The organism is Pseudomonas sp. 28 E 9, assembly GCF_900004785.1.
Lineage (GTDB): Bacteria > Pseudomonadota > Gammaproteobacteria > Pseudomonadales > Pseudomonadaceae > Aquipseudomonas > Aquipseudomonas orientalis_A.
This window is the reverse complement of record NZ_CVTK01000040.1, coordinates 265,256-286,708: the sequence shown is the minus strand read 5'-3', so window position 1 is coordinate 286,708 and position 21,453 is coordinate 265,256. Positions and strand designations below refer to the sequence as shown.

At 58.2% G+C, this 21,453-nt stretch carries 17 protein-coding genes, 1 tRNA gene and 2 pseudogenes; 10 read left to right on the top strand and 10 right to left on the bottom strand.

Features of this window, described 5'->3' with window-relative positions; translation table 11 throughout:
- Nucleotides 1–223: 223 nt before the first annotated feature.
- Entirely contained in the window at nt 224–1,036 is an 813-nt protein-coding gene (locus BFQ00_RS08855) for a M949_RS01915 family surface polysaccharide biosynthesis protein (RefSeq protein WP_065933235.1), read from the top strand.
- Between the two features lie 108 nt (nt 1,037–1,144).
- Nucleotides 1,145–2,059 carry a site-specific integrase gene (gene xerC, locus BFQ00_RS08850; protein WP_065933234.1) on the top strand — a complete coding sequence of 305 codons (915 nt, stop codon included), beginning with the start codon at nt 1,145–1,147 and terminating at the stop codon, nt 2,057–2,059.
- A 14-nt stretch (nt 2,060–2,073) separates the two neighbouring features.
- On the opposite strand, the gene BFQ00_RS08845 is transcribed toward xerC, so the two are convergent.
- Nucleotides 2,074–3,270 carry a multidrug effflux MFS transporter gene (locus BFQ00_RS08845; RefSeq protein WP_065933393.1) on the bottom strand — a complete coding sequence of 399 codons (1,197 nt, stop codon included), beginning with the start codon at nt 3,268–3,270 and terminating at the stop codon, nt 2,074–2,076.
- 152 nt (nt 3,271–3,422) lie between these two features.
- On the opposite strand from BFQ00_RS08845, the pseudogene BFQ00_RS30400 reads away from it, so the two are divergent.
- From BFQ00_RS30400 to BFQ00_RS08825, 5 genes and pseudogenes are all read left to right on the top strand, one after another.
- Nucleotides 3,423–4,178: pseudogene (locus tag BFQ00_RS30400) on the top strand (MCP four helix bundle domain-containing protein); the annotation flags it as partial.
- On the top strand, nt 4,173–5,036 hold the full coding sequence (locus BFQ00_RS30395) for a methyl-accepting chemotaxis protein (protein WP_371914190.1): 864 nt from the start codon (nt 4,173–4,175) through the stop codon (nt 5,034–5,036). The pseudogene BFQ00_RS30400 and the gene BFQ00_RS30395, both read left to right, overlap by 6 nt.
- Nucleotides 5,037–5,278: 242 nt before the next feature.
- Entirely contained in the window at nt 5,279–6,202 is a 924-nt protein-coding gene (gene rbsK, locus BFQ00_RS08835; RefSeq protein WP_065933232.1) for a ribokinase, read from the top strand.
- Between the two features lie 33 nt (nt 6,203–6,235).
- A complete protein-coding gene (gene fucP / locus BFQ00_RS08830) occupies nt 6,236–7,567 on the top strand; it encodes an L-fucose:H+ symporter permease (protein ID WP_065884316.1) in 1,332 nt (443 codons plus the stop codon).
- Nucleotides 7,564–8,610, top strand: coding sequence for an aldose 1-epimerase family protein (locus tag BFQ00_RS08825; RefSeq protein WP_065933231.1), 1,047 nt, complete (start codon nt 7,564–7,566; stop codon nt 8,608–8,610). The genes fucP and BFQ00_RS08825 overlap by 4 nt, the downstream gene beginning before the upstream one ends.
- Here the strand turns inward: BFQ00_RS08825 and deoR are convergent.
- A complete protein-coding gene (gene deoR, locus BFQ00_RS08820) occupies nt 8,607–9,365 on the bottom strand; it encodes a DNA-binding transcriptional repressor DeoR (RefSeq protein WP_065933230.1) in 759 nt (252 codons plus the stop codon). The two genes, BFQ00_RS08825 and deoR, sit on opposite strands and share 4 nt — an antisense overlap.
- Before the next feature lie 128 nt (nt 9,366–9,493).
- Between deoR and deoC the strand changes: the two genes are divergently transcribed.
- Complete coding sequence (gene deoC / locus BFQ00_RS08815; protein WP_065933229.1) at nt 9,494–10,177, top strand: deoxyribose-phosphate aldolase; 684 nt, start codon at nt 9,494–9,496, stop codon at nt 10,175–10,177.
- Nucleotides 10,178–10,305: 128 nt separating this feature from the next.
- Here deoC and BFQ00_RS08810 read toward each other — a convergent pair whose 3' ends face one another.
- From BFQ00_RS08810 to BFQ00_RS08785, 6 genes are all read right to left on the bottom strand, one after another.
- A complete protein-coding gene (locus BFQ00_RS08810) occupies nt 10,306–10,749 on the bottom strand; it encodes an N-acetyltransferase (RefSeq protein ID WP_065933228.1) in 444 nt (147 codons plus the stop codon).
- A gap of 446 nt (nt 10,750–11,195) precedes the next feature.
- The gene (locus tag BFQ00_RS08805) at nt 11,196–13,484 is read right to left on the bottom strand and encodes a hypothetical protein (RefSeq protein WP_065933227.1); all 2,289 of its coding nucleotides are present in this window, start codon (nt 13,482–13,484) and stop codon (nt 11,196–11,198) included.
- 55 nt (nt 13,485–13,539) lie between these two features.
- A tRNA-Lys gene (locus tag BFQ00_RS08800) sits at nt 13,540–13,614 on the bottom strand.
- A gap of 219 nt (nt 13,615–13,833) precedes the next feature.
- Entirely contained in the window at nt 13,834–14,763 is a 930-nt protein-coding gene (gene catA, locus BFQ00_RS08795; RefSeq protein ID WP_065933226.1) for a catechol 1,2-dioxygenase, read from the bottom strand.
- 41 nt (nt 14,764–14,804) lie between these two features.
- Entirely contained in the window at nt 14,805–15,095 is a 291-nt protein-coding gene (catC, locus tag BFQ00_RS08790; RefSeq protein ID WP_065884323.1) for a muconolactone Delta-isomerase, read from the bottom strand.
- A gap of 12 nt (nt 15,096–15,107) precedes the next feature.
- A complete protein-coding gene (locus BFQ00_RS08785) occupies nt 15,108–16,235 on the bottom strand; it encodes a muconate cycloisomerase family protein (RefSeq protein ID WP_065933225.1) in 1,128 nt (375 codons plus the stop codon).
- 114 nt (nt 16,236–16,349) lie between these two features.
- On the opposite strand from BFQ00_RS08785, the gene BFQ00_RS08780 reads away from it, so the two are divergent.
- Nucleotides 16,350–17,225: a LysR family transcriptional regulator gene (locus BFQ00_RS08780; RefSeq protein ID WP_065933224.1), complete on the top strand. Its 876-nt coding sequence runs from the start codon at nt 16,350–16,352 to the stop codon at nt 17,223–17,225.
- Nucleotides 17,226–17,247: 22 nt separating this feature from the next.
- Here the strand turns inward: BFQ00_RS08780 and BFQ00_RS08775 are convergent.
- A pseudogene (locus tag BFQ00_RS08775) lies at nt 17,248–18,351 on the bottom strand (methyl-accepting chemotaxis protein); the annotation flags it as partial.
- 93 nt (nt 18,352–18,444) lie between these two features.
- Entirely contained in the window at nt 18,445–19,770 is a 1,326-nt protein-coding gene (locus BFQ00_RS08770; protein ID WP_065933223.1) for a hypothetical protein, read from the bottom strand.
- A 591-nt stretch (nt 19,771–20,361) separates the two neighbouring features.
- Here BFQ00_RS08770 and BFQ00_RS08765 point away from each other — a divergent pair.
- The gene (locus tag BFQ00_RS08765; protein WP_065933222.1) at nt 20,362–21,255 is read left to right on the top strand and encodes a LysR substrate-binding domain-containing protein; all 894 of its coding nucleotides are present in this window, start codon (nt 20,362–20,364) and stop codon (nt 21,253–21,255) included.
- Nucleotides 21,256–21,453: the final 198 nt, after the last annotated feature.

Below are 21,453 nucleotides of genomic sequence, written 5' to 3'. Positions count from 1 at the left end.
AGGCGGATGAAAAACTCGTTTATTTGACAGGTAGACAGCTAGGGTTCAGCTATGTGGCCAAGGTGTTAAACCTTGTAATTTTCAGGCAGATAGGAACAGCCCGCCGAGTATTTGGTTCACGTGGGAAGCGCCCGTGAGGGGCGCTGTGTATCTATTCAACAATCTTCTCTGCATTGCCCTTCAAGTGCCGGTAAAGTAAGCCATCTCTTGCCAGGGTACTCGGATGAATAGCGTGCAGCTTTTACGCGGCCAGTTGCGGCCGGTGTTGATGGGATTGTGGGTATGCGTCGCCTGTGTCACGGCCGTGCGGGCCGATGAAGGCGTGGCCCTGGCGAACATTGATCAGGTACCCGAGGGTGTCGAAGTGCGTGGCAAGCAAGTCGCCGCCTATACCTGGGACGACCGCCAGGGCAAGAACCTGCTGGTGCTGGCCGAACAGGTCGGCGAGCGGGACGACGATGGCACCCAGTCGGCCTTTGTCTACGCGGCCCAGTACCTGCTGGCGGGCGAGCATCCCAAGCGCGTGTGGATGCTCTATGACGACGTACGCCAGTGCCAGTTCGACGCCAGGCTGCACTTTGACAGGGCGGCTACCCAGGTCACCGACCTGCTGGGTGACGGCACTACCCAGGCGACCGTTGGCTATTCGCGCACCTGTACCAGCGACGTCAGCCCGAATGAATTCAAGTTGATCATGCATGTCGGCAAGTCGGAGAAGTATCGCCTGCGCGGCGTTGACCGCTACGGCGCAGCCTGGTGGGACGAGGACGCCGGTGCCCTGCGTGGCATGCCGTTGCCGACCGATTGCAGCGTGGCCGCCCAGCAGGCGCTGGTCAGCCAGTACAAGGAGCAGGGCACCGAACTGCCGCTGCCAGGCTGCTACGCCGATGAGAAGGATTTCGCCAAGGCACCGGACAGCTACCTGACCTTCATGCGTCGCCACTGGTTTGCCCTGATGCAGAAACAGGACGCCGATTGGAGCCAATCCCAGGCTCAACCTCAGCCATCTGCCGAAGAAGAAGAGGTGGCGCCCTGATTTGATGGCAGGGCCGGGACTGCGCTAGACTCGGCCTTCGCCAATTCAATAAATATTACGGTTAATCAATGGATTGCTCGTGATATTTAATCCAAAGGCTGATCTACCTTGACTGAGTCCATCCGCAACCCGCTGACCCTCTACCTCACCCGCCTTGCGCCGTCCAGCCAACTGACCATGCGTTACGTGCTGCAGGACGCCGCCGACCGCCTCGGCCTTGACGAGGTCAACCTGGAAGACATCGACTGGCACCTGCTGCAGCCCGAACAGGTGATTGCCTTGGTCGCCGCGTTGCGTGAGGACGGCTATGCGCCGAACACCTCGTCCCTGTATGTGAATGCCGTGCGCGGGGTGATGAATGAAGCGTGGCGGATGAGCCTGATCAGCCAGGAACATCTGTTGAAGATGCGTTCGGTCAAGGCCGCGTCCGGGACACGGCTGGGGCAGGGACGCAACCTGCGCCGCACGTTGATCCGCGAAATGATGGAAGTCTGCGCCGCCGACCCACGCCCCCAGGGCCTGCGCGACGCCGCCGTCATCGGCCTCCTGTACGGCTCGGGCATGCGCAAATCGGAGTCGGTCAACCTTGACCTGGCGCAGATCGACTTCGAGCAGCGCAGCTTGCGCGTGATCGGCAAGGGCAACAAAGAACTGGTCAAATACGCGCCGGACTGGGCATTCGCCAAGCTGCAGGCCTGGCTGGAGTTCCGTCGCGGGCAACTCAAGGAAGGCGAAGAGGACGACGCGTTCCTGTTCAACCGCATTCGACGCGGCAGTCATATCACCCGGGAACGTATCACCAAGCACGCGATTTACTACATCGCCCGCCAGCGTGGGGACCAAGTGGGCGTGAAGATCATGCCCCATGACTTTCGCCGCTCATTCATCACGCGGGTGATCGAGGAACATGACCTGTCGATTGCGCAAAAGCTGGCCCATCACACCAATATCCAGACCACCGCCAGCTATGACGTACGTGACGACAACGAGCGGAGGCGGGCGGTGGACCGGTTTGATTTGTAGGCGTGACGCGGCGATCAGGCGCTCGCCAGGTGCGGCGGCAAGCGGCGCAGCGTCCACAGCACGGTAAGCATGGCGGCGGTCGCGCACAGCGCGATGCCCACCAGCATTGGCGCGGGCGTATGGTCGGCAAACAGTCCCACCAGGGTCATGGAGACAGCGGCGGTGACCATCTGAATCGCGCCCAGCAGGGCCGATGCCGAACCCGCCACCGCGCCATGGTCTTCCAGCGACAACACGCCGGCGGCCGGTAATAACAGGCCGAGAAAACCGAAGCCGATAAACAGCAGGGTCATCATCAAGGCCAGGTGATTGCCCCACAGTGTCGTGGCCGCCAACAGCGCCATCACGGCTGCCACGGCAATCACCGACCAGCGAATCAGCGGCGGCAGGCCAAAACGCGCGCTCAGGCGTGCCGTCAGCTGGCTCATGGCGAAAAATGACGCCGCATTCACTGCAAAGCACAGGCTGAATTGCGTCGGCGTCAGGCCGAAGTATTCGATGTACACGAAGGGCGCGCTGCCGATGAACACGAAGAACGTGGCCAGGCCAAAGCCGCTTACTACCGAGAGCCCGGTGAACACCGGATCGCGGAGGAGGGCGCCGTAGCTGCCGAATGCACTGCCCAGGGTCTTGCCCAGACGCCGCTCCGCCGGATGGGTTTCCGGCAGTTGCACGATCGTCATCACCAGACACAGCATCGCCACCACCGCCAACGCGGCAAATACCTCGCGCCAGCTCCACAGCGAAATCACCAGGCTGCCGGCCAATGGCGCAAGGATCGGCGAAACGCTCATCACCAGCATCAACAAGGCCATCAAGCGCGCCGCTTCATGGCCGGTGTACAGGTCGCGGACAATCGCCCGTGGAATCACCATCCCCGCGCATGCGCCAAAGGCCTGCACCGCGCGAAAGCCGATCAGCACTTCGATGCTGGGGGCCAACGCACAGCCGATGCTGCCCACGGTAAAGATCACCAACCCCGCATAGATCGGCAATTTGCGTCCAAAGACATCGCTGATCGGGCCGTAGAACAACTGGCACACGCCGATGATCATGAAGAACACCGTCAGGCTCATCTGCACGGCGGCCGGCGACGCGTTGAGACTGGCGCCAAGGGTTGGCAGCGCCGGCAGGTAACTGTCGATGGCAAACGGTCCGACGGCGGTGATCAAGCCCAACAGCAGGGCGAGGTGGGCGATGCTACGAGGCATGGGCAAGTCCGAGCAAAAGACGCCCAGCTTAAGGGATTCGCGCAGATCCGCAAACTTGGGCTTCACTAACAGAGGCCTTTGCCGATAACGGTACTAATGACGCGCTCGAACGGTTGGTTTCCCAACCGGCGGTCCAGGTATGGGGATACCAGATGACGATCAAACTACGCTTGATGCTGTTGATTGCGACCGGGCTGCTGACCGCCTTGATCATGAGCCTGGCCGGCTACCTGGGAAATTCCCGGATGGGCGCCGCCGTGCAGGACAATGAGGTCAGCATGACGGTGCTGCGCAATCATATGGAAGCCGACATGATGCACGACGCCCTGCGTGCCGATGTGTTGTCCGCCATGCTGGTGGGGCTGGGCAAAAGCACCAGCACGCCGGCCGACGTCAGCGCCTCGCTCAAGGAGCATGCCGAGCACTTCCGGCAGATGCTGGCGGATAATTTCCAGCTGCCGCTGGACGCCACCATCAAGGCCAGCCTGGAAAAAATCAAACCCAGCCTGGAGACTTACGTCAGCGCCGGCGAGCGCATCGTCGCGCTGGCCCTGGCCAACCCCGAGGCGGCGCGTGGGGAGCTTGAGACCTTCAATGCAGCGTTCAGCCGGCTGGAGGAACAGATGGCCACGCTGAGTGAGCTGATCGAAACCCATACCCAGCAAACCAGCACCGGCACCCGGCAGGCGATCAGCAACGCCAACTGGATCCTGGGCGTGGTCCTGGGCGCCAGCCTTTTGCTGCTGCTGGCCCAGGGACGCTGGGTGATCATGAGCATCATGGGACCGCTGCGCACCGCCAGCCGCATTGCCGACAGCATCGCCCGCGGCAACCTGAGCGAACCGATTGTCGAGCCGCGCAACCAGGACGAAGCCAGTACGCTGATTCGCAGCCTCGCCACCATGCAGCGCGATTTGCGCGGCATGATCGACGTGGTACGCAGCAATGCCCATGAGGTCAACGGTGTAAGCGAACGCCTGAGCCAGGGCTGTCATGAGGTGGCAGGCAGCAGCCAGCAGCAAAGCGAGGCCGCCAGCACCATGGCCGCCGCCGCGAGTGAAATGACCGCCAGCATCGAAGAAATCACCCGTCATGCCGGGCAGGCGCTGGACATGGCCAACCAGGCTGAAACCCTGGCCAAGGACGGCGGCCGGATCATTCATCAAGTGGTCAGCGACATGGACGGCATCGCACGTTCGGCCCAGCAATCGGCCCAGGTGATTCGCACCCTGGACAAAGAATCCGAAGCAATCTTCAGCATTATCCAGGTGATCAAGGGCATCGCCGACCAAACCAACCTGCTGGCCCTGAACGCCGCCATCGAAGCCGCCCGCGCCGGCGAGCAGGGCCGCGGCTTCGCCGTGGTGGCCGACGAAGTGCGCAGCCTGGCAGGGCGCACCAGCGCCTCGACCCAGGAAATCGCCAGCATGGTCGGGCGTATCCAGCAGAACACCCGTGAAGCGGTGACCAGCATGGAGGAGGGCGTTGCTCAAGTCGACAAGGGCATGGCCGTCACCGCCGACGTGGAACGCGCTATTCGCGAGATCCTCCAGGCCACGCTCAATACCACGGAGCTGGTGAATGATATTTCCCGCACCATCAGTGAACAGAGTTTGGCCAGTAACGAGATCGCCCATCAGGTGGAGATGATTGCCGGCATGTCGCAAAGCAATAGTCGCGTTATTGGCGATACCGCCTTGACCACCGATGAGTTGGCTGGCTTGGCCAGCAAACTGTCGCAGTCCGTGGATCGGTTCAGACTGTAACGCGGGCGTCTTCGTGGCCGGCTCCTGGTGGGCCGGTTTTTTTTTGCGTGAAATTATCATTCAGCAACGGCTCAAGGTCGCGTCCCGGCGCTTGATGCCCGACCATCGTCCGTGCCAGTTCGTACGACGCTTTGAATCGTTCGCGTAAAAAAAAGATTGAATATTCACACCTTATGTTATTTAAATAACAAAACAAGAGCGGCATGGCCTGCCTGGTCCGGTCGCAACAAGGTGGAATAGCAATGAGCAAGATCGCAGTCATCGGCAGCAACATGGTGGATTTGATTACCTATATCGACCGCATGCCGGTTCAGGGCGAAACCCTTGAAGCGCCTGGCTTTGCCATGGGTTGCGGCGGCAAGGGGGCCAACCAGGCGGTGGCTGCCGCCAAGCTTGGGGCTGATGTCCTGATGCTGAGCAAGGTCGGCGACGATATGTTTGCCGACAACACAGTGGCCAACTTCCAGCGCTTTGGTATCGACACTCGTCATGTGCAGCGCGTGCCTGGCGTTTCCAGCGGCGTCGCGCCGATTTTTGTTCGGGCCGACTCTCACAACAGCATTTTGATCGTCAAGGGTGCCAATGCGCATTTGCTGCCGGCGGACATCGAGGCGGCTGCCGCCGACCTTCGCGAATGCACGCTGATCGTGCTGCAGCTGGAGATCAATCTTGAAACGGTCTACCACGCCATCGAATTCGCTCACCGGCACGGTATCGCGGTGCTCCTCAACCCTGCACCGGCCCTGGCCGGTTTGAGTCGTGAGCACCTGGCGCACCTTGACTTCCTGATCCCCAACGAATCGGAGCTGGCGTTGATCAGCGGCCACGTTGTGGACTCGCCGCAATCAGCCCGGACCGCCGCCCGTAGCCTGGTGACCCGCGGCATCCGCCACGTGATCGTGACACTCGGCGAACACGGTGCGCTGTACGTGGGGGAGGAGGGCGAGTTCCAGGTGCTGGGGGTACGGGTTGAAGCCCGCGACACTACCGGTGCCGGGGATGCCTTTATCGGTTGTTTCATTCACCACTGGAACCGCGACCGCCATATTCGCCAGGCCATGGAGCGGGCGGTGGCGTATTCCGCCTGCTCGGTCATGGGGCTGGGTACGCAGAGTTCCTATCCCGACAGTGAAACGTTCAATCGCTTTGAGCAACAACAGCGCTGACACCCTCAGCCCAGCCCAGCCCGGAGAACAATAATGAACACACCTGCGCTGCAACAGACACCCGACGGTTTCTACCTGAACCGCACGCCCTGGTTCGCTTTTATCCTGCTGTGCAGCATCTTTGCCCTATGGGCTGCGGCAGCGAGCATGAACGACGTGCTGATCGCCCACTTCAAGAAAGCATTTTTGCTGAGTGATTTCCAGACGGCCTTTGTGCAGTCGGCGTTTTACCTGGGCTACTTTTTTGTGGCTATTCCGGCCGCGATGGTGGTGCGTCGTTTCAGCTACAAGAGCACGATTCTGATCGGGCTGCTGCTATACATGTTGGGTTGCCTGTTGTTTTTTCCGGCCGCCTCCACGGCCAAGTACGGCATGTTCCTTCTGGCGCTGTTTGTGATCGCCGCCGGCCTGTCGTTCCTGGAAACCGCCTGCAATACCTACTCGACACTGATGGGGCCCCGAGAAACCGGGACCCGGCGCTTGAATATTTCGCAGACCTTTCACCCCTTCGGTGCCATGGCAGGGGTGTATGTGGGCAGTTTCGTGATGTTCAAGGACACCGACGCCACCACTGAACAACTGGCTCGGATGAGCGCCTCCGAGGCAGCGGTGCAGCAGTTGCAAATGATCCAGTCCACGCTGTTGCCCTACAAATGGATGATTGCGGTGCTGGTGCTGATCTTTATCCTGATCGCCATTACGCGGTTCCCTGCGTGCAAGGGCAACAAGCCCGCCGGCAGCAAGCCCGGCAGCCTGGGTCAAAGCCTGGGGCGGCTGTGGCGTAATCCGCGCTTTACCTTTGGCGTATTGGCGCAGTTTCTTTATGTGGGCGCACAGGTCGGCGTATGGAGCTTCACCATTCGCCTGGCCATGCAAATGGGCGGTATGAATGAACGCAGCGCATCATGGTTTCTGCTGACTACGTTTGCCGCCTATTTTGTCGGAAAGTTGATTGCCAACCTGTTGATGCGTCGCCTGCACCCCGCCAAGGTACTCGCGATCTACGGGGTACTGTGCATCGTGCTGCTGGCCTACACCATTCTGGTGCCGAACATTTCGGCGGTGTATGCAGCGGTTGGCGTGAGCATCTTCCTCGGCCCTTGCTGGCCGACCATCTACGGCCTGACCATCGATGGCCTGGGTGAAGACACCGGCGTCGGCGGTTCATTGCTGGTGATGAGCATCGTCGGCGGCGGGGTGATCCCGATCTTCCAGGGCCTGTTGTCCGACGCCAGCGGCGGCAACATGCAGTTGGCTTACAGCGTGCCGTTGCTGTGTTTCATTGTGATCGTGATGTATGCGCTCAAGTGCATGCGCCAATCCGGCACCTTACCGGTGGGCGCGACCAGGGCGGTAGCCTCATGAATACACATATCGCGCTGTACCCTGCGGTGTTTGCCGAGCAGGAGAAGATCCTCCTGCAATCGTCGGCCTTCAAGGTCAGTGCCTGGGTCTACCCGTCCGGCGTGCTGGCCGTGAGCCTGGAGAATAGCCGTGGGCGACTGGTGATACTGCCTTTTCAAGGGCAGATGATCTGGTCAGCCGTGTTCGACGGTTGCGACTTGACCATGAGCAACCTGTTCGAGCAACCTCGGCCCAGTCCGACGATTATCGATACTTACGGCTGCTTCATGTTTCACAGTGGCCTGCTGCGCAACGGCTGCCCCGCGTCGGATGACACGCATGTCTTGCACGGCGAAATGCCCTGCGCGCCCATGGATACGGCCTGGTTGGAGGTGGACGAGGGCGTTGTACGCCTGGGCGGCTCGTATGAATATGCCAAGGGATTCGGCGATCGCTACCGAGCGAGTCCCAGCGTGACGCTGCGCGCCGATTCGGCCGTGTTCGATATCGACATGCAGGTGACGAACCTGGCCGGCAAGCCCATGGACCTGATGTACATGGCCCACATGAACTACGCGTACGTGGACGGCGCCCGCTTTGTCGAGCCATTGGGCATACAGCGCCAGCGTCTGCGCACCAGCGTGCCGGACCATGTCAAGCCGACGCCGGCATGGAGTGCCTATATGGCGCAGCTGGCCGAGCAGCCTGCGCAATTGGCCTGCCTGGAGCAACCGGCATTGTACGACCCCGAGATCGTGTTTTTCTTCGACGGGGTTGGCACAGATCCCACGGGCCAGGCGCATTTTCTGCTGGATCATCCCAGCGGTGCGGCGTTCTACACCCGCTACCGTCCCGAGCAATTTGCGCACGCCGCACGCTGGATCCTGCACACGCCAGATCAACAAGTGGCGGCGTTCGTGTTGCCGTCTACCTGTGAACCCGAGGGCTATAACGCCGAGAAAGCCAAAGGCCATGTGCGTTCGCTGGCGGCCGGAGCCAGCGCTTCATTCAGTGTCAGTACCGGGTATTTAAGTGCGCAGGAACGGCGACGGTTGCTGGATTAAACCAGCAGTTGCGCGCCACTGGCCTGAATGACGTCCTTATAGCTGCGGGGGATTTTCTTGTCGCTGACCACGTACTGAAAATCCTCAAGAGCGGCGAAGTGCGCAGTGCGCACTGTGTCGAACTTGCTGAAATCGGCAAGCAATACGCTTTGCTGAGCCTGGCGCATGACCTTTTGCTTGACCTCGACTTCATTGAAGTTGAAGCACGTTACGCCAAACGCCTGGCTGACGCCGGCCGCGGTCACAAAGGCCCACGTCAGGCGCACGCTATCGAGGATGCTGCTTTCGGCGCTGCTTTCAAAGACCTGGTTCTTGCGGTGAAAGGTGCCGCCGCACAACACGATGTGGCAATTGGGTTTGTTCTGCAGTTTGAGCAGCACGTTCAATGAGCTGCACACCGCAGTGAACTCCAGCGCATCGGGGATGAAATCAACGACAAAAGGTGAGGTGGTACCACAGTCGAAAAATACCGTATCGCCGGCCTGGATCAACGCGGCGGCGAGTTTGCCGATGCGGCGTTTTTCCTCGACGTGGCGGGTGTCCTGCTCGGCCACCCGGTAATCGCCGCTCTCATTGCCGATGCGGGTGATATAGCCACCCAGCAACCGCAGGTGATCGCTGAAGTGGTTGAGATCGCGGCGCAGGGTCATCTCGGAAACGTCCAGCAGTGCGGCCATTTCCTTCAGGTGAATGGCGTTCTGGTCCTGCAGGGCTTGTTGGATAAGCTTCAATCGCTCGGCTTTTCTACTGTCCACGAGTCTTCCAGGGCTTGATTGTTAGTGTTAAATAAGTAACATTATTTGTTATTATTATAACTAATTAACGTGAGCGCTGTGACAAGCGCCTCACTATCATTGGCAACATACAGGCAAGGGCCCATTAAATGAACAGTCTCCCACCCGCTGCACTGGCCAAGTACATCGATCACACATTACTGGCGCCCGACGCCTCCCAGGCACAGATCCGCACCTTGTGCGAGGAAGCCCGCGAGCATGGCTTTTATTCGGTGTGCGTCAATTCCGGTCAGGTGCCTTACGCGGCTTCGTGCCTGACCGACGACAGGGTGGTGATTTGCGCCGTGGTCGGCTTTCCACTCGGCGCCGGCCTGAGCGATACCAAGGCGTTCGAAGCCCAACAGGCGATTGCAGCCGGGGCAGGGGAGATCGACATGGTGCTCAATATCGGCTGGTTGAAGGACGGGTTGCTGGACGCCGTGCGCGAAGACATCGCCCTGGTCCACCAGGCTTGCGGCACCGTGCCGTTGAAGGTCATCCTGGAAACCTGCTTGCTGGACGACCAGCAGAAGGTTCAAGCCTGCGAGATTTGCCGTGACCTGGGTGTGGCCTTCGTCAAGACGTCCACCGGGTTCAGTCGAAGCGGAGCTACGGTCGAAGACGTGGCACTGATGCGTAGAACTGTGGGTGCCGGGGTTGGGGTGAAGGCTTCTGGTGGCGTGCGCGATTATCCGACTGCATTGAAGATGATTGAGGCCGGGGCCACACGCTTGGGCAGCAGCTCAGGGATTGCGATTGTGGGCGGGGCGATGACGGCGGCGAGTGGTTATTGAAGCGTTATAACTCAACTAAATAGTCATTTAGTTGAGTTATCGTTTTCTGGCATATAAATCAACCCTCGGCCAAGAGGAAATGAGCGGGCGCCGTGATTGAAGTCAATATCGGCGGAGCAAGATGTTCGTCAGTCGTCAAAAAAACGGTCCGATGGCCAGTGCATCAGGTATTCAGCATGGCCTGTTTGCAAGTCGATCTGCTCCTTGAGCAGCACAAAGTCCTGTGACTGATAAAAGGTAAAACTGGGCGCATTCTCCTTGTAAACCGCCAGGCTCAACTCACTGCGCAACGTTTTAGCATGCCCAAGTAATTGCTTGCCCAGGCCAATGCCTTGGTGATCAGGATCTACAAACAATGCCGCCAGTTGGTCATCCAGCAAGCTACAAAAACCCAGAACCTGGGACTTGTCTTCGATGACAAACGTTTCTGATGCCGGGATATAAACTTCACGCATCGTTGCAACATGGGATTGCCAGAACGAAGCATCAATAAAGTCATGGGCCTTGATTGATGCGCTCAACCAGATTTCCAGAACGCGTTCCGTGTCGTCATGCTCGAATTTTCTAATCACCTTTCATCCCATTGGAGTGCTGGCAGACAAGCTCACTGCAAAACTTGTAATTATGCAGAAAACCGCTGGGCATGCCGAGACTCGAACAGAGAACGTAGCGTGTGCGTAGCAAATCGTGCCAGGGCATCGTTGCAGGGATCGGAGAGGGATTCCCGGCCTTGGAATCTGACCGCCAGAGCACCCGGTCTCCGTATAGAACAGTTCGCATAATGTATATTATGTTAAATTAGGTGTCAGGGTGGAACTCTCTATACTTGTGCTTGAGGTCACGCGCCACCACCTTCCGATTTTTGCAGACGTTCAGGCTCTTATCGTTGGACGTCCTTCCTGACTTCGGTCCCTGATGTATGCATAAAAGTTTTACCCCGTCTGTACAAGAACTCCAGCCAGCTAACAGATATCGCTTTTGAGGCGTTCAAGCACGCCTCATCGATACAGCCGAGCGGTTAACTGATGTCATTCGTTTGCGGCGGTAACAACCAATGTCGTTCGGTGGTCCATCCGAGAAAAACCTGAGCCCCCTCACTTTTCCGGCGGTTCAGGGTCAACGGGAGCCCGGAAGCTGCCACACGCAACCCCATAATTGCCGGTAGAAATCTCTCTCGGAATGCAATGGGTTGAGCCGCGAAATGAGCTTCGATGCTATCGATTGCGCAACGCCTCTCGGCGTCATCCTGCATGGATAAATAAAACACCATCTGGCGCCAGGCATAAGCGGTATTTTTGAGCATCACCAAGCTAGAGTGATAGAACTTGATTTTCATCTGCTGCCGCATGCATATCCATTGAAAGCACTCCTGAGCAAGTGAGCCCAAGCGATGATGTAGCAGCGCTTTCAAACCGAGATCACCAAATAGAAGCGAAAGGTTTTGCGTCGTCAAAATCTGTTGTTGCTCGATGATCCTGCCGTTGGTTGCTGAATGCCGTCCACCCAAGGGTGCATTAGCCCGCTGTGCGCACAGGTTCGCCAATGCATCACTGGTATCCAAGTCACGCTGGAAATAGTTTCTGCTCTTTGATTTCGGCTTATCGGGAAGGATCGCCAGTTGGTTCGTGTCGATGTCGTAATAATGGGCGTAAAGGGTGCCATCTATCAACGAGGCCGCTCGCCTGGCTGCTTCCACGAATTTATTCGAAAAGGTTCCCATGAAAATGTCCGCCGCGACCTCCTCCACAAAAGGAAGATCCAGCTTCGCCGTGACAGCAAGCGAACCAAACTCCTGAAGTAGCTTGTTCGGAAGGATTGCCTGAGGGAAAGCAGCGAGGGTTGTTGCCGAGGATTCGATCAAGGCTTGTCTGGCTCCCTCAACGGCAACAGTGTGTGCCTCTCGTTCACCTTCAACGGCCGCCACCCAAGGCAAGTCACTGATTTTGACTTGGCTCTGTAGGTTGAGCAGCAGCAATGAACGGCGTCGCCGAAAAGCACGATACGTTGCGATAGACAACGTGCGCAGTGTCGTATCGCGAAATCCAGCACTGCAGATTTCGGCCGTCATCGCTGGCAGTACTCGCGCCACGGTATCCCCAGATGTGATCAATCCCTTGTCAATCAACTGACTGATGGTTCCCTTTCGACAGCGCTCGAGGCGTCGGCGAACTGCTGGTGGAATGGCGACACCGGTTTTCAGCGAATATGCCTTCGCCTCCTCATTGGTAATCGGTTCCAACAGGGACGAAAAATCAGAGATGCCTTCCGAGTTCGTATAGCTGATCAGACGCTCAGAAACCGCCTTGGCGATCAGATGATGCTCGGGCGCGGCCACCTGATGGCGCTGCATGGCTCGGCTCTGTAGATGATCTTCGGATTCAGGATGACCATGTTTGCACACGAAATCATTGACGATCCGCCGAATACGTCCGACTTGACGCCCTGTCAGCGAGATTGGGTCACGGGAGCAGAGCCTTAGCAACGTGTACAACTCCCCTACCCGGCCCCTGAAAGGTTCAACGTTGAGGATGTCATTGCTACCGGTGGCATCGAACTGGCTACTTAGCGCATTCGCCTGCTCAAGCCAGCCTTCAGGATATTGCCGGCAAGGCCAATCATCCTGGTACGTTAAGAGGAAGAGCGAGATAGCTGCATCGTAGAAAGGCAACCGAGTCACGACCACATGTTTTTGCACCGCCAGACGCTGCTGCGCAGGGAGTTTTGAAAGCAGCTTTTTGATATCGCCGACATCGAAGATCTGCACTTCCACCGTCGCGAGCGGTAGCCCGTCAGAAGCCATTGGAAAGAAACGCAGTTGCTCAAAAAAAGGTGCGATCGACTCAATCAGTCTGCGTGCTTCCTCCGTGCGCTGCTGTCCCAACAGCCAGGCCACGTACAGTAGCGCTGCCTCTTCTGGTACATCGATCCGATAGTCGCTGTTCACCAGTTGCTTTTGCAGTGCTTCGATCCCCTCATCCGTAAGGTGCCAGGTGTTGAGATCAAGTCGTTCAAAACCAGGGCGGATGCCTGGGATTGAGGCGGCCAGCCGCCGTTCGTACCCGGTCAGTGCACCACTGGCCAGATACTGTCCAGTGGCAAAACCACCCGTGACTACCTCCAGTGTGACCCATTCAGGCACATCCACGAGTGGTATACGCGAGCCATACAGCGCGGTGCCCTGCACCATGTGTTCGACCACCTGCTGCCAGCGCTCAATCCGTTCACGCGCTTTCACAGTGTCTAGACCCGATGCGGTCAATGCTCGAGATAACTGAAAGACCGCATAACCGGCGTTTATGCCGGCCATTGCATCCGATTCCCTATCGTGCCTGGACATATGTCCTTCTGACCCTGCGATGTAGTGGGTCCGGGGGCTGGATTCGAACCAGCGCCCACCCGGTTAAGAGCCGAGTGTTCTACCGCTGAACTACCCCGGAACTGAGCGCACATTGTCTACTCGCAACGAACGAATGTGTAGACTGAAAACGTTGCCGCTCATGACGCATACAGAGATTACTCCCGTTCGAAAATATTGGTGTAACTCCCCCCCGCCTGCAATGCCAGAGGCAACTGGATGTGTTTGCACCGCTGCGGTCTGAATAGACTGACCGACACACCGTAATCCCGAACTCAGAGACTCACCTGCCCTACCGCGCTCAATCCTCGAGCGCACGAACGCGCTGCATGCGCTTCTGCTCTACCGGTGCAGCGGCCACCTGCAGCTCAAAGTCGAAATCAATCCGCGCAAAGCGCCCTTGCACGCCCAACTCCAGCGCCAGTTGCTGATCGTCGCTGAAGCGGATTTCGGCGATCAGTTCATCGCGTGTGGCATACGCAAAATCGTCGTGCAAGTACGGGTCATCCGACAGGTTGATCTGCGTGGTCAGGTGACGATAACCCGGGGCCGAGATAAAGAAGTGGATATGCGCCGGCCGCTGCCCGTGGCGCCCGAGTTGATCAAGCAACTGTTGGGTCGGCCCGGTCGGCGGGCAGCCATAACCCGACGGCACGATGCTGCGGAAACGATAGTTGCCCTGGGCATCGGTTTCGATGCGTCGACGCAGGTTGAACTCCGATTGCGTCGGGTCAAACCACGAATACGTGCCGCCGGTATTGGCTTGCCACACATCGACAATCGCGCCGGCTAGTGGATTGCCGTCGGTATCACGCACCTGGCCTTGCATGAACAGCGGCACGGCAGCATCGGTCCCATCATCCAGGCGCGCTTCGTACTTGGACAACGGCGCACCGGCCACGTAAAGCGGGCCCTCGATGGTACGCGGGGTGCCACCGGTCTTGCCGGTCTCGACATCGGCGGCGTCCATCAACATATCCAGATAATGCTCCAGGCCCAGTCCGGCGGCGAGCAGCCCAGCCTCCTGGTTCTTGCCCAGTTCGTTGAGGTAGTTGACCGCCTTCCAGAATTCCTCGGGAGTAACCTCCAGATCTTCGATGATATTCACGGTGTCGCGCAAAATCCGATACACCAACGCTTTGGTGCGCGGGTTGCCGGCGTCGTTAAGTTTGCCGCTGGCTTCTTCGAGAAACTGTTGGGCGTGAGCGGTCTGGGACAGTCGGATGGACATGGTGCATTCCTCATCTTGTAATTATTGGGTGCGTGACAGGCTTAACGGTCGTCTTCATGGATCGACGAAGGGTGCCGGCACAAGGCATTCACTTCGATGGCCATATAGGGGTAGAGCGGCAGTTGCATCAGCAGGTCGTGCAGGTCTTGCACGCTGTCGACATCGAACACGCTGTAGTTGGCGTAATGCCCGGCGATACGCCACAGGTGGCGCCATTTGCCCTCCTGTTGCAGACGCTGCGCCAGAGCCTTCTCATCGGCCTTGAGACTGGCCGCGCGCTCGGGATTCATGTCCAGAGGCAGGTTCACGGTCATTTTCACATGGAACAACATGGCAGTTGCCTCTTAGTGTTTGTCACGACGGAAGAACGCCAGGCGCTCTTCATCGATGGCCAGGCCCAGGCCCGGTGCGGTGGAGACATGCAGGTGGAAATCACGGTACACCAGCGGCTCCGTGAGGATGTCCTCGGTCAGCAGCAATGGGCCGAACAGTTCGGTGTCCCACGCCAGTTTGTTCAGCGTGAGGAATGCATGCGCCGACGCCAGGGTGCCGATACCGCCCTCGAGCATGGTGCCGCCGTACAGGCCGATGCCCGCCGCCTCGGCGATTGCCGCCGTGCGCAACACCGCGCGGGGGCCGCCGTTCTTGGCGATCTTGAGGGCGAACACCGACGCCGCGCCTTCGCGGGCCAGGTTGAAGGCGTCCTCGACAGATTCGATGGATTCATCCGCCATGATCGGTGCCGGGCTCGACAGGTTGAGCCGCGCCATACCACCGCGGTTATTGCGGGAAATCGGTTGCTCGATCAGGTCGATACCGTTGTCGCCCAGCACCTTGCATGCGCGCAGGGCCATCGCTTCATCCCACGCCTGGTTGACGTCGACGCGCACACTCGCACGATCGCCCAGGGCTTTTTTGATCGCGATCACATGAGCCAGGTCGTGGCTGACTTCACCGGCGCCGATCTTTAATTTGAAAATGCGGTGGCGGCGCAGGTCGAGCATCTTCTCGGCCTCGGCAATGTCCTTTTCGGTGTTGCCGCTGGCCAGGGTCCAGGCCACCGGCAAGGCGTCGCGCACGCGGCCGCCGAGCAGTTCACTGACCGGCAGGTTCAGGCGTTTGCCCAGCGCATCGAGCAAGGCGCTTTCGATACCCGACTTGGCAAAGGTGTTGCCGCGAATGCTGCGTTCCAGACGCAACATGGCTGCATTGATATTGCTGGCGTCCTGGCCGATCAACAGCGGCGCGAAGTGGCGATCGATGTTGACCTTGATGCTGTCGGGGCTTTCATTGCCGTAGCTCAGGCCACCAATGGTGGTGGACTCGCCAATGCCTTCGATACCGTCGGCGCAGCGCACGCGGATGATCACCAGGGTCTGGTTCTGCATGGTGTGCATCGCCAGCTTGTGCGGGCGGATGGTGGGCAGGTCGACGATGATGGTCTCGATCGACTCTATGGCGCAAATGGGCATGGCGATACCTGTTGAGTTCTTTTTAGATTTGATCCGATTCTGTTCCCTATTTTTCAAGGCATCCAATATAGAATGGGTCTCGAACAATACCCTTAGGGTATGGAGGGAGTGATCATGGAACTACGTCACCTGCGTTATTTCCAAGCGCTGGGGGCAACCCTGAACTTCACCCGCGCCGCCGAACGCCTGCACATCGCCCAGCCGCCCTTGAGCCGGCAGATCCAGCAACTGGAGGATGAGCTGGGGGTGATTCTGCTCGAACGCGGCCGGCCGCTGCGGCTGACCGAGGCCGGGCGGTTTTTCTATGAGCACGCCAATGTGCTGCTGGAACAACTGAACAAGGTATGCGCCAACACGCGGCGCATCGGCCAGGGCGAGAAGACTTGGCTGGGCATCGGCTTTGCGCCGTCGACCCTGTATGGCGTGTTGCCGGAACTGATTCGGCGGTTGCGCACCCACGAGGCGCTGGAGCTGGAATTGGGGCTCTCGGAGATGACCACCTTGCAGCAGGTCGAAGCCCTCAAGGCCGGGCGTATCGATGTGGGCTTCGGGCGAATCCGCATCGATGACACGGCCATCGTCCAGCGCGTCCTGGTGGAGGACCGTCTGGTGGCGGTACTGCCCGCCGGCCACCCTTTGCTCGCCGCGCCCGCCACCCTCGCGCAATTGTCCGCCGAACCGTTTGTGCTGTACCCGGGCAACCCGCGCCCCAGTTATGCCGACCATGTGATCGCGCTGTTCGACGCCCATAGCCTGAGCCTCAAGGTGGCGCAATGGACTAACGAATTGCAGACCGCCATCGGCCTGGTCGGCGCCGGCATGGGCGTGACGTTGGTACCGGCCTCGGTGCAAGTACTGCATAGGGCGGATATCGGCTATACGCCGATTGTGGAAGCCACCGCGACCTCGCCGATTATTCTGAGCCACAGGGTAAATGATAAGTCGCCCGGGCTCAGTCATTGCTTGCAGTTGGTGGAGCAATTGATCTGAATGCCGTTAGCCGGTGTGGGGATCAAACCCGGAACTGCTGCATGATGTCTCCTTGATAATTCGCCAGCTCGTTGAGCTGATTGCTCACCTGAGCTGACTGTTTCGCCTGCCCGGAAAGTGATTCGGTCACATCGCGGATGGCATCGACATTGCGATTGAGCTCTTCGGCAACGCTGCTTTGCTGCTCCGCTGCGCTCGCTATCTGCAGGTTCATTTCGCTGATCACGTTTACCGCCAAGCCTATGCGTTGCAGCGCGTGTACCGCTTGCTGCACCTGAACCACATTGCTCTGAGCCAATCTGTGGCTACTGTGCATGGCCTGGCTCACATCGCGGGTGCCGGACTGCAGGTTTTCGATTACCTGGCGAATTTCTTCGACCGAATCCTGAGTACGTCGCGCCAGGTTACGAACCTCATCGGCCACCACGGCAAAACCTCGCCCGGATTCCCCGGCACGCGCCGCTTCAATCGCGGCGTTGAGAGCCAATAGATTGGTCTGCACGGCGATAGCACAGATGACTTCCAATACCGAACCGATCTGCTCGCTACTGTCAGCCAAGCCCTGCAACTTATGCATGGCATGACTCAAATCATGGGCGAGTTCGTCGATGGCCGACGTGGTCCTGGCAATGACCTCCAGCCCTTGCTGGCTGGCCTGGTCGGCATTACGCGCGGCGTCGGCGGCCTGTGCATTGGCAACAGCGGACATTTCATGCAAGGCCGTGGCAACCTGGTCGATCTCCTGAAATTGCTGTTGCATGCCCTCACTGGTACTTCGGGCGATCTGCGCGGACTGGTCCGCCGTCTGGCGAGCGTCCTGCACCGATCCCTGCACCTGGGCTATGACCGGTTGCAACTTGTCGAGGAAACGATTGAACGCGCTTGCCAAGCGGCCCAGCTCATCACGGCGCGGGTAATCCAGCCGACGGGTCAGGTCACCTTCGCCCTGGGCGATCTCTTCGAGCATCGCTGCTAGCCCAAGCACTGGGCGCGTCACACCTCGTGCGGTCAGCCAGATCAATAACATGCCGAGAATGGCGGCCAGGGTTCCCAGCCCGAACTCCATCGCGCGAGCAGGTGTAAAAGGTGTTGAACGGCTTGCCGCTGGGTCCGGGAGGAGTGATTTTGCTCTGTATGGTCAAAGTAACAGTACCCATGGATTCAACCTTGTCTCAGTGGACAGGAACGAAAACGGGTGACGCATGCCACCCGCCCACGGTCAAAACGTCGTAGCGAACACCAACTGGGTATAGACGTTTTTGTCGTTGTTACCCAACTGTGCCCCACCCTGCGCGGCGCTCTTGTCCGGCTGGTAGATGCCCACCAACGGCATCACGGTCACGTGCTCATTGAAGTGCCATTCGGCATACAGGTCGACTTCATGTCCATCGGTGTTACCCAATTTTCGGTCGATAGTGTCGAAGTTGAAGTACAGCGCGCCAAGGGTGAGGTTCTCCAACGGCGAGACCTTCAGCGTGACGTTCTGGATACGTGAATTACCGTTGAAGGGGCCGGCATAGTTACCGGCCACTTCACCCTGGAACCAGGTGCCGTAGCCACGGCTCATGCCATAAAACAATGTGTCGTAGCGTTCGGAAAAGCGGCTATAACGGTAACTCGCGCTCGGCTTCCACATCGCATCGGCGAAGGTCCACCCGGCTTCCAGGTACCAGGCGTCTTCATTCGCCGCATTGGGCTTGTTCTGCCTGGCGTATTCACCCGACAAAAACAGGTTTTTCACGCCCGCATTGCCCGCTGCGCGCAGGCTATAGGTCTTCATGCCGTCACGCTCGAGCTGCAGCGGCGAGGCGTACGGTTCGCGGATGTCGGTGGTGTTGATGTACGTCAGCCCGACGGTCCCCGCCTCTGCCACATGTTCCAGCGTACCGACGTACATCTCGGTATTGGCCTGGGCACGGTTATCGGATTTGAGCCACATCAGGTCGCCACGCCAGCCTTCCTTGCCGCCGATTCGTAGCACGGCGGTTTTGTCAAAAGCCTTGCGCGCCGCCAGGTAGTAAGCGCCGCCACGATTGAATTGGCCATCGGCGTTGCCGCGCCCCAAATTGAGGGCGTCGCCCTGAATCAGGAAGCCGTCGCCCACTACAATATTCTGTCGACCGAATGACAGGTCGATGCCGTCCTGGCCAAGGGCTTCGAACAGGTTGCCCGAACGCCACCCCAGATAGGCATCCTCGATTTTGGTCGTGCGTTCAGAGCCATCGGTGAAACCGGCCGCGTCGCCATCACCCCAAGTCCCTGAACTGAGCAGTGAGAAGGCGCCATAGGCCGTCCCGGCGGCGCCCAGCCCCTGATCGCCGCTCACGCCATACTTGATGTAACCCTCCCGCCATGAGGACGACCCCGGCTGCAATCGACCGGAAGGCGCGTAATTTTGCTGACTGTGGAAAGCGCCAAACACCGCCTCCAGATTGGCATTCAGGTGAGTGTCACCTTGGGCATACAACTCGTAGGCACCCGCGTGAGTTGCAGTGCCGACAAGGGCTGCGAGTGTGCAAAAGCGGAACATGGGATGTTGGCGCATGGATGCATTTCCAATTTATTATTAGAGAGGAGCGATACCTTAAACAGGTTGATAATCAACCCAAAATCAAATATCGCCCACAATGGTTTTGGCAGTTAATGCGAGCAACTCATTATTATTAAATTTCTATCGGCGGCATACGCTACGTCAACGCAGCAGACCACAGCAGTGCACGAACAGACTATACAATCTGCTGATACTCATCTATCCGCTTTATTGGTCAATTTCATCCTGGAAATCAGCGCTTGATAGTGTGTTCATATACACAAAAAGCATGGCTTAAAGCACAAAATTTCGGATAGATAAACCAACTTCCAGGCTATCCGCCATTAACTCATTTACTATTTTTACTCATTTAGCGCATGATGTGATCGCCAGCACCAACGTGGTGCAAATCCTATAATCCGATTATCCGTTACCGACCTTCCCGCTTTATCTTCCGGGTAACATGTTGCTAACAGCCGCACAGATTGCCAAAGCGTCAGCAAAGCCACTGCGCCAGCTATCCCGGCTTCGCGGGCGAACCAGTCCGTGACAAGGTGCGATTTTTGCTAGTTAATCCTCACCCTCCCCTATGTGGCCCCCTCAAACATGGACACCAAGAAACTGCTGCTGGCCGTGAGGCTGGGCGAAACCCTTCATTTCGGGAAGGCTGCGGAAATTGAAAATATGGCGCAATCGGGCCTCAGTGCGCAGATCGCCAAATTGGAAAGCGAGCTGGGTTTTCGCCTTTTCGTGCGTGCCAATCGCACTGTCGCGCTGACGGAAGCAGGTGAAATATTCATTAAAAAAGCACGCGTGATTTTGGCCGACATGCACAACTCGATCGTCGAATGCAAAGCGCTTGCCGACAACAAACGCTCTGTGCTGAGGGTGGGCATGTTCGGCGATCAGGCAGCGGAGTACACCCATCCGATGTTCGCCCTTTTTCAACGGCTGAACCCGGATATCCGACTGGTATTCATTGAGCTGCAAATGACCAACCAGGTGCAATCCCTGGTGGGCGGCCTTGTCGATGTGGTGTTGATGCGCATCCCGACTCATGATGCGCGGCTGGAGTACGTTGAGCTGTTCAAGGAGCCTCGAGTCGCCGTCGTTCCCGCGACCCACGCGCTGGCATCGCTTGATGCACTGACCGTAGCGGACTTGCTCGATAAACCCTTTGCCATTCCGGCCGAGGGGGCACCGTCTGACCTTATTTCGTACTGGAGTCTGGCAGACGTTAGAAATGAGCCAAGTAAAGTGGCCGCCATGGTAAAAACCATACCTGAGGTGATATCGGCAGTCGCTTACGGGGGCGCCTTCGATACCTTCCCGTCGTCATTAACCAAAGCCTATAACCACCCTGGCATTCGGTACATTCCCATTGACGACGCGTCGCTCAGTGCAATGTCACTGGCCACCCTGCAGGGCAATCGAAGCCCCGGTGTCAGGGCGCTGCGCTATTGTGCGGAGCAGACATTTGAAGTCAGTTTTTCACAGTAGCCCCCCTGCGCGGTGACGCTAGCCGCACCCATCACAAAGCGTGATTGATCAATCATCTTTGGCGCATTGAATCCCCCCTCGGATGGTCACATTATCATGCTGCGGCCACACAAACATGCGCTGCGATAAGGTTTAAGAATTGCCTTTGCGTAAATGATAAAAATAATAGGTGTCGAAAATGAAAAAAATAAAAATCAC

Coding starts and splice junctions, on each gene's coding strand:
- BFQ00_RS08855 (WP_065933235.1), top strand. CDS start 224: ATGAATAGCGTGCAGCTTTTACGCGGCCAGTTGCGGCCGGTGTTGATG.
- BFQ00_RS08845 (WP_065933393.1), bottom strand. CDS start 3,270: ATGCCTCGTAGCATCGCCCACCTCGCCCTGCTGTTGGGCTTGATCACC.
- BFQ00_RS30395 (WP_371914190.1), top strand. CDS start 4,173: ATGCAGCGCGATTTGCGCGGCATGATCGACGTGGTACGCAGCAATGCC.
- rbsK (WP_065933232.1), top strand. CDS start 5,279: ATGAGCAAGATCGCAGTCATCGGCAGCAACATGGTGGATTTGATTACC.
- fucP (WP_065884316.1), top strand. CDS start 6,236: ATGAACACACCTGCGCTGCAACAGACACCCGACGGTTTCTACCTGAAC.
- BFQ00_RS08825 (WP_065933231.1), top strand. CDS start 7,564: ATGAATACACATATCGCGCTGTACCCTGCGGTGTTTGCCGAGCAGGAG.
- deoC (WP_065933229.1), top strand. CDS start 9,494: ATGAACAGTCTCCCACCCGCTGCACTGGCCAAGTACATCGATCACACA.
- BFQ00_RS08805 (WP_065933227.1), bottom strand. CDS start 13,484: ATGGCCGGCATAAACGCCGGTTATGCGGTCTTTCAGTTATCTCGAGCA.
- catA (WP_065933226.1), bottom strand. CDS start 14,763: ATGTCCATCCGACTGTCCCAGACCGCTCACGCCCAACAGTTTCTCGAA.
- catC (WP_065884323.1), bottom strand. CDS start 15,095: ATGTTGTTCCATGTGAAAATGACCGTGAACCTGCCTCTGGACATGAAT.
- BFQ00_RS08785 (WP_065933225.1), bottom strand. CDS start 16,235: ATGCCCATTTGCGCCATAGAGTCGATCGAGACCATCATCGTCGACCTG.
- BFQ00_RS08780 (WP_065933224.1), top strand. CDS start 16,350: ATGGAACTACGTCACCTGCGTTATTTCCAAGCGCTGGGGGCAACCCTG.
- BFQ00_RS08770 (WP_065933223.1), bottom strand. CDS start 19,770: ATGCGCCAACATCCCATGTTCCGCTTTTGCACACTCGCAGCCCTTGTC.
- BFQ00_RS08765 (WP_065933222.1), top strand. CDS start 20,362: ATGGACACCAAGAAACTGCTGCTGGCCGTGAGGCTGGGCGAAACCCTT.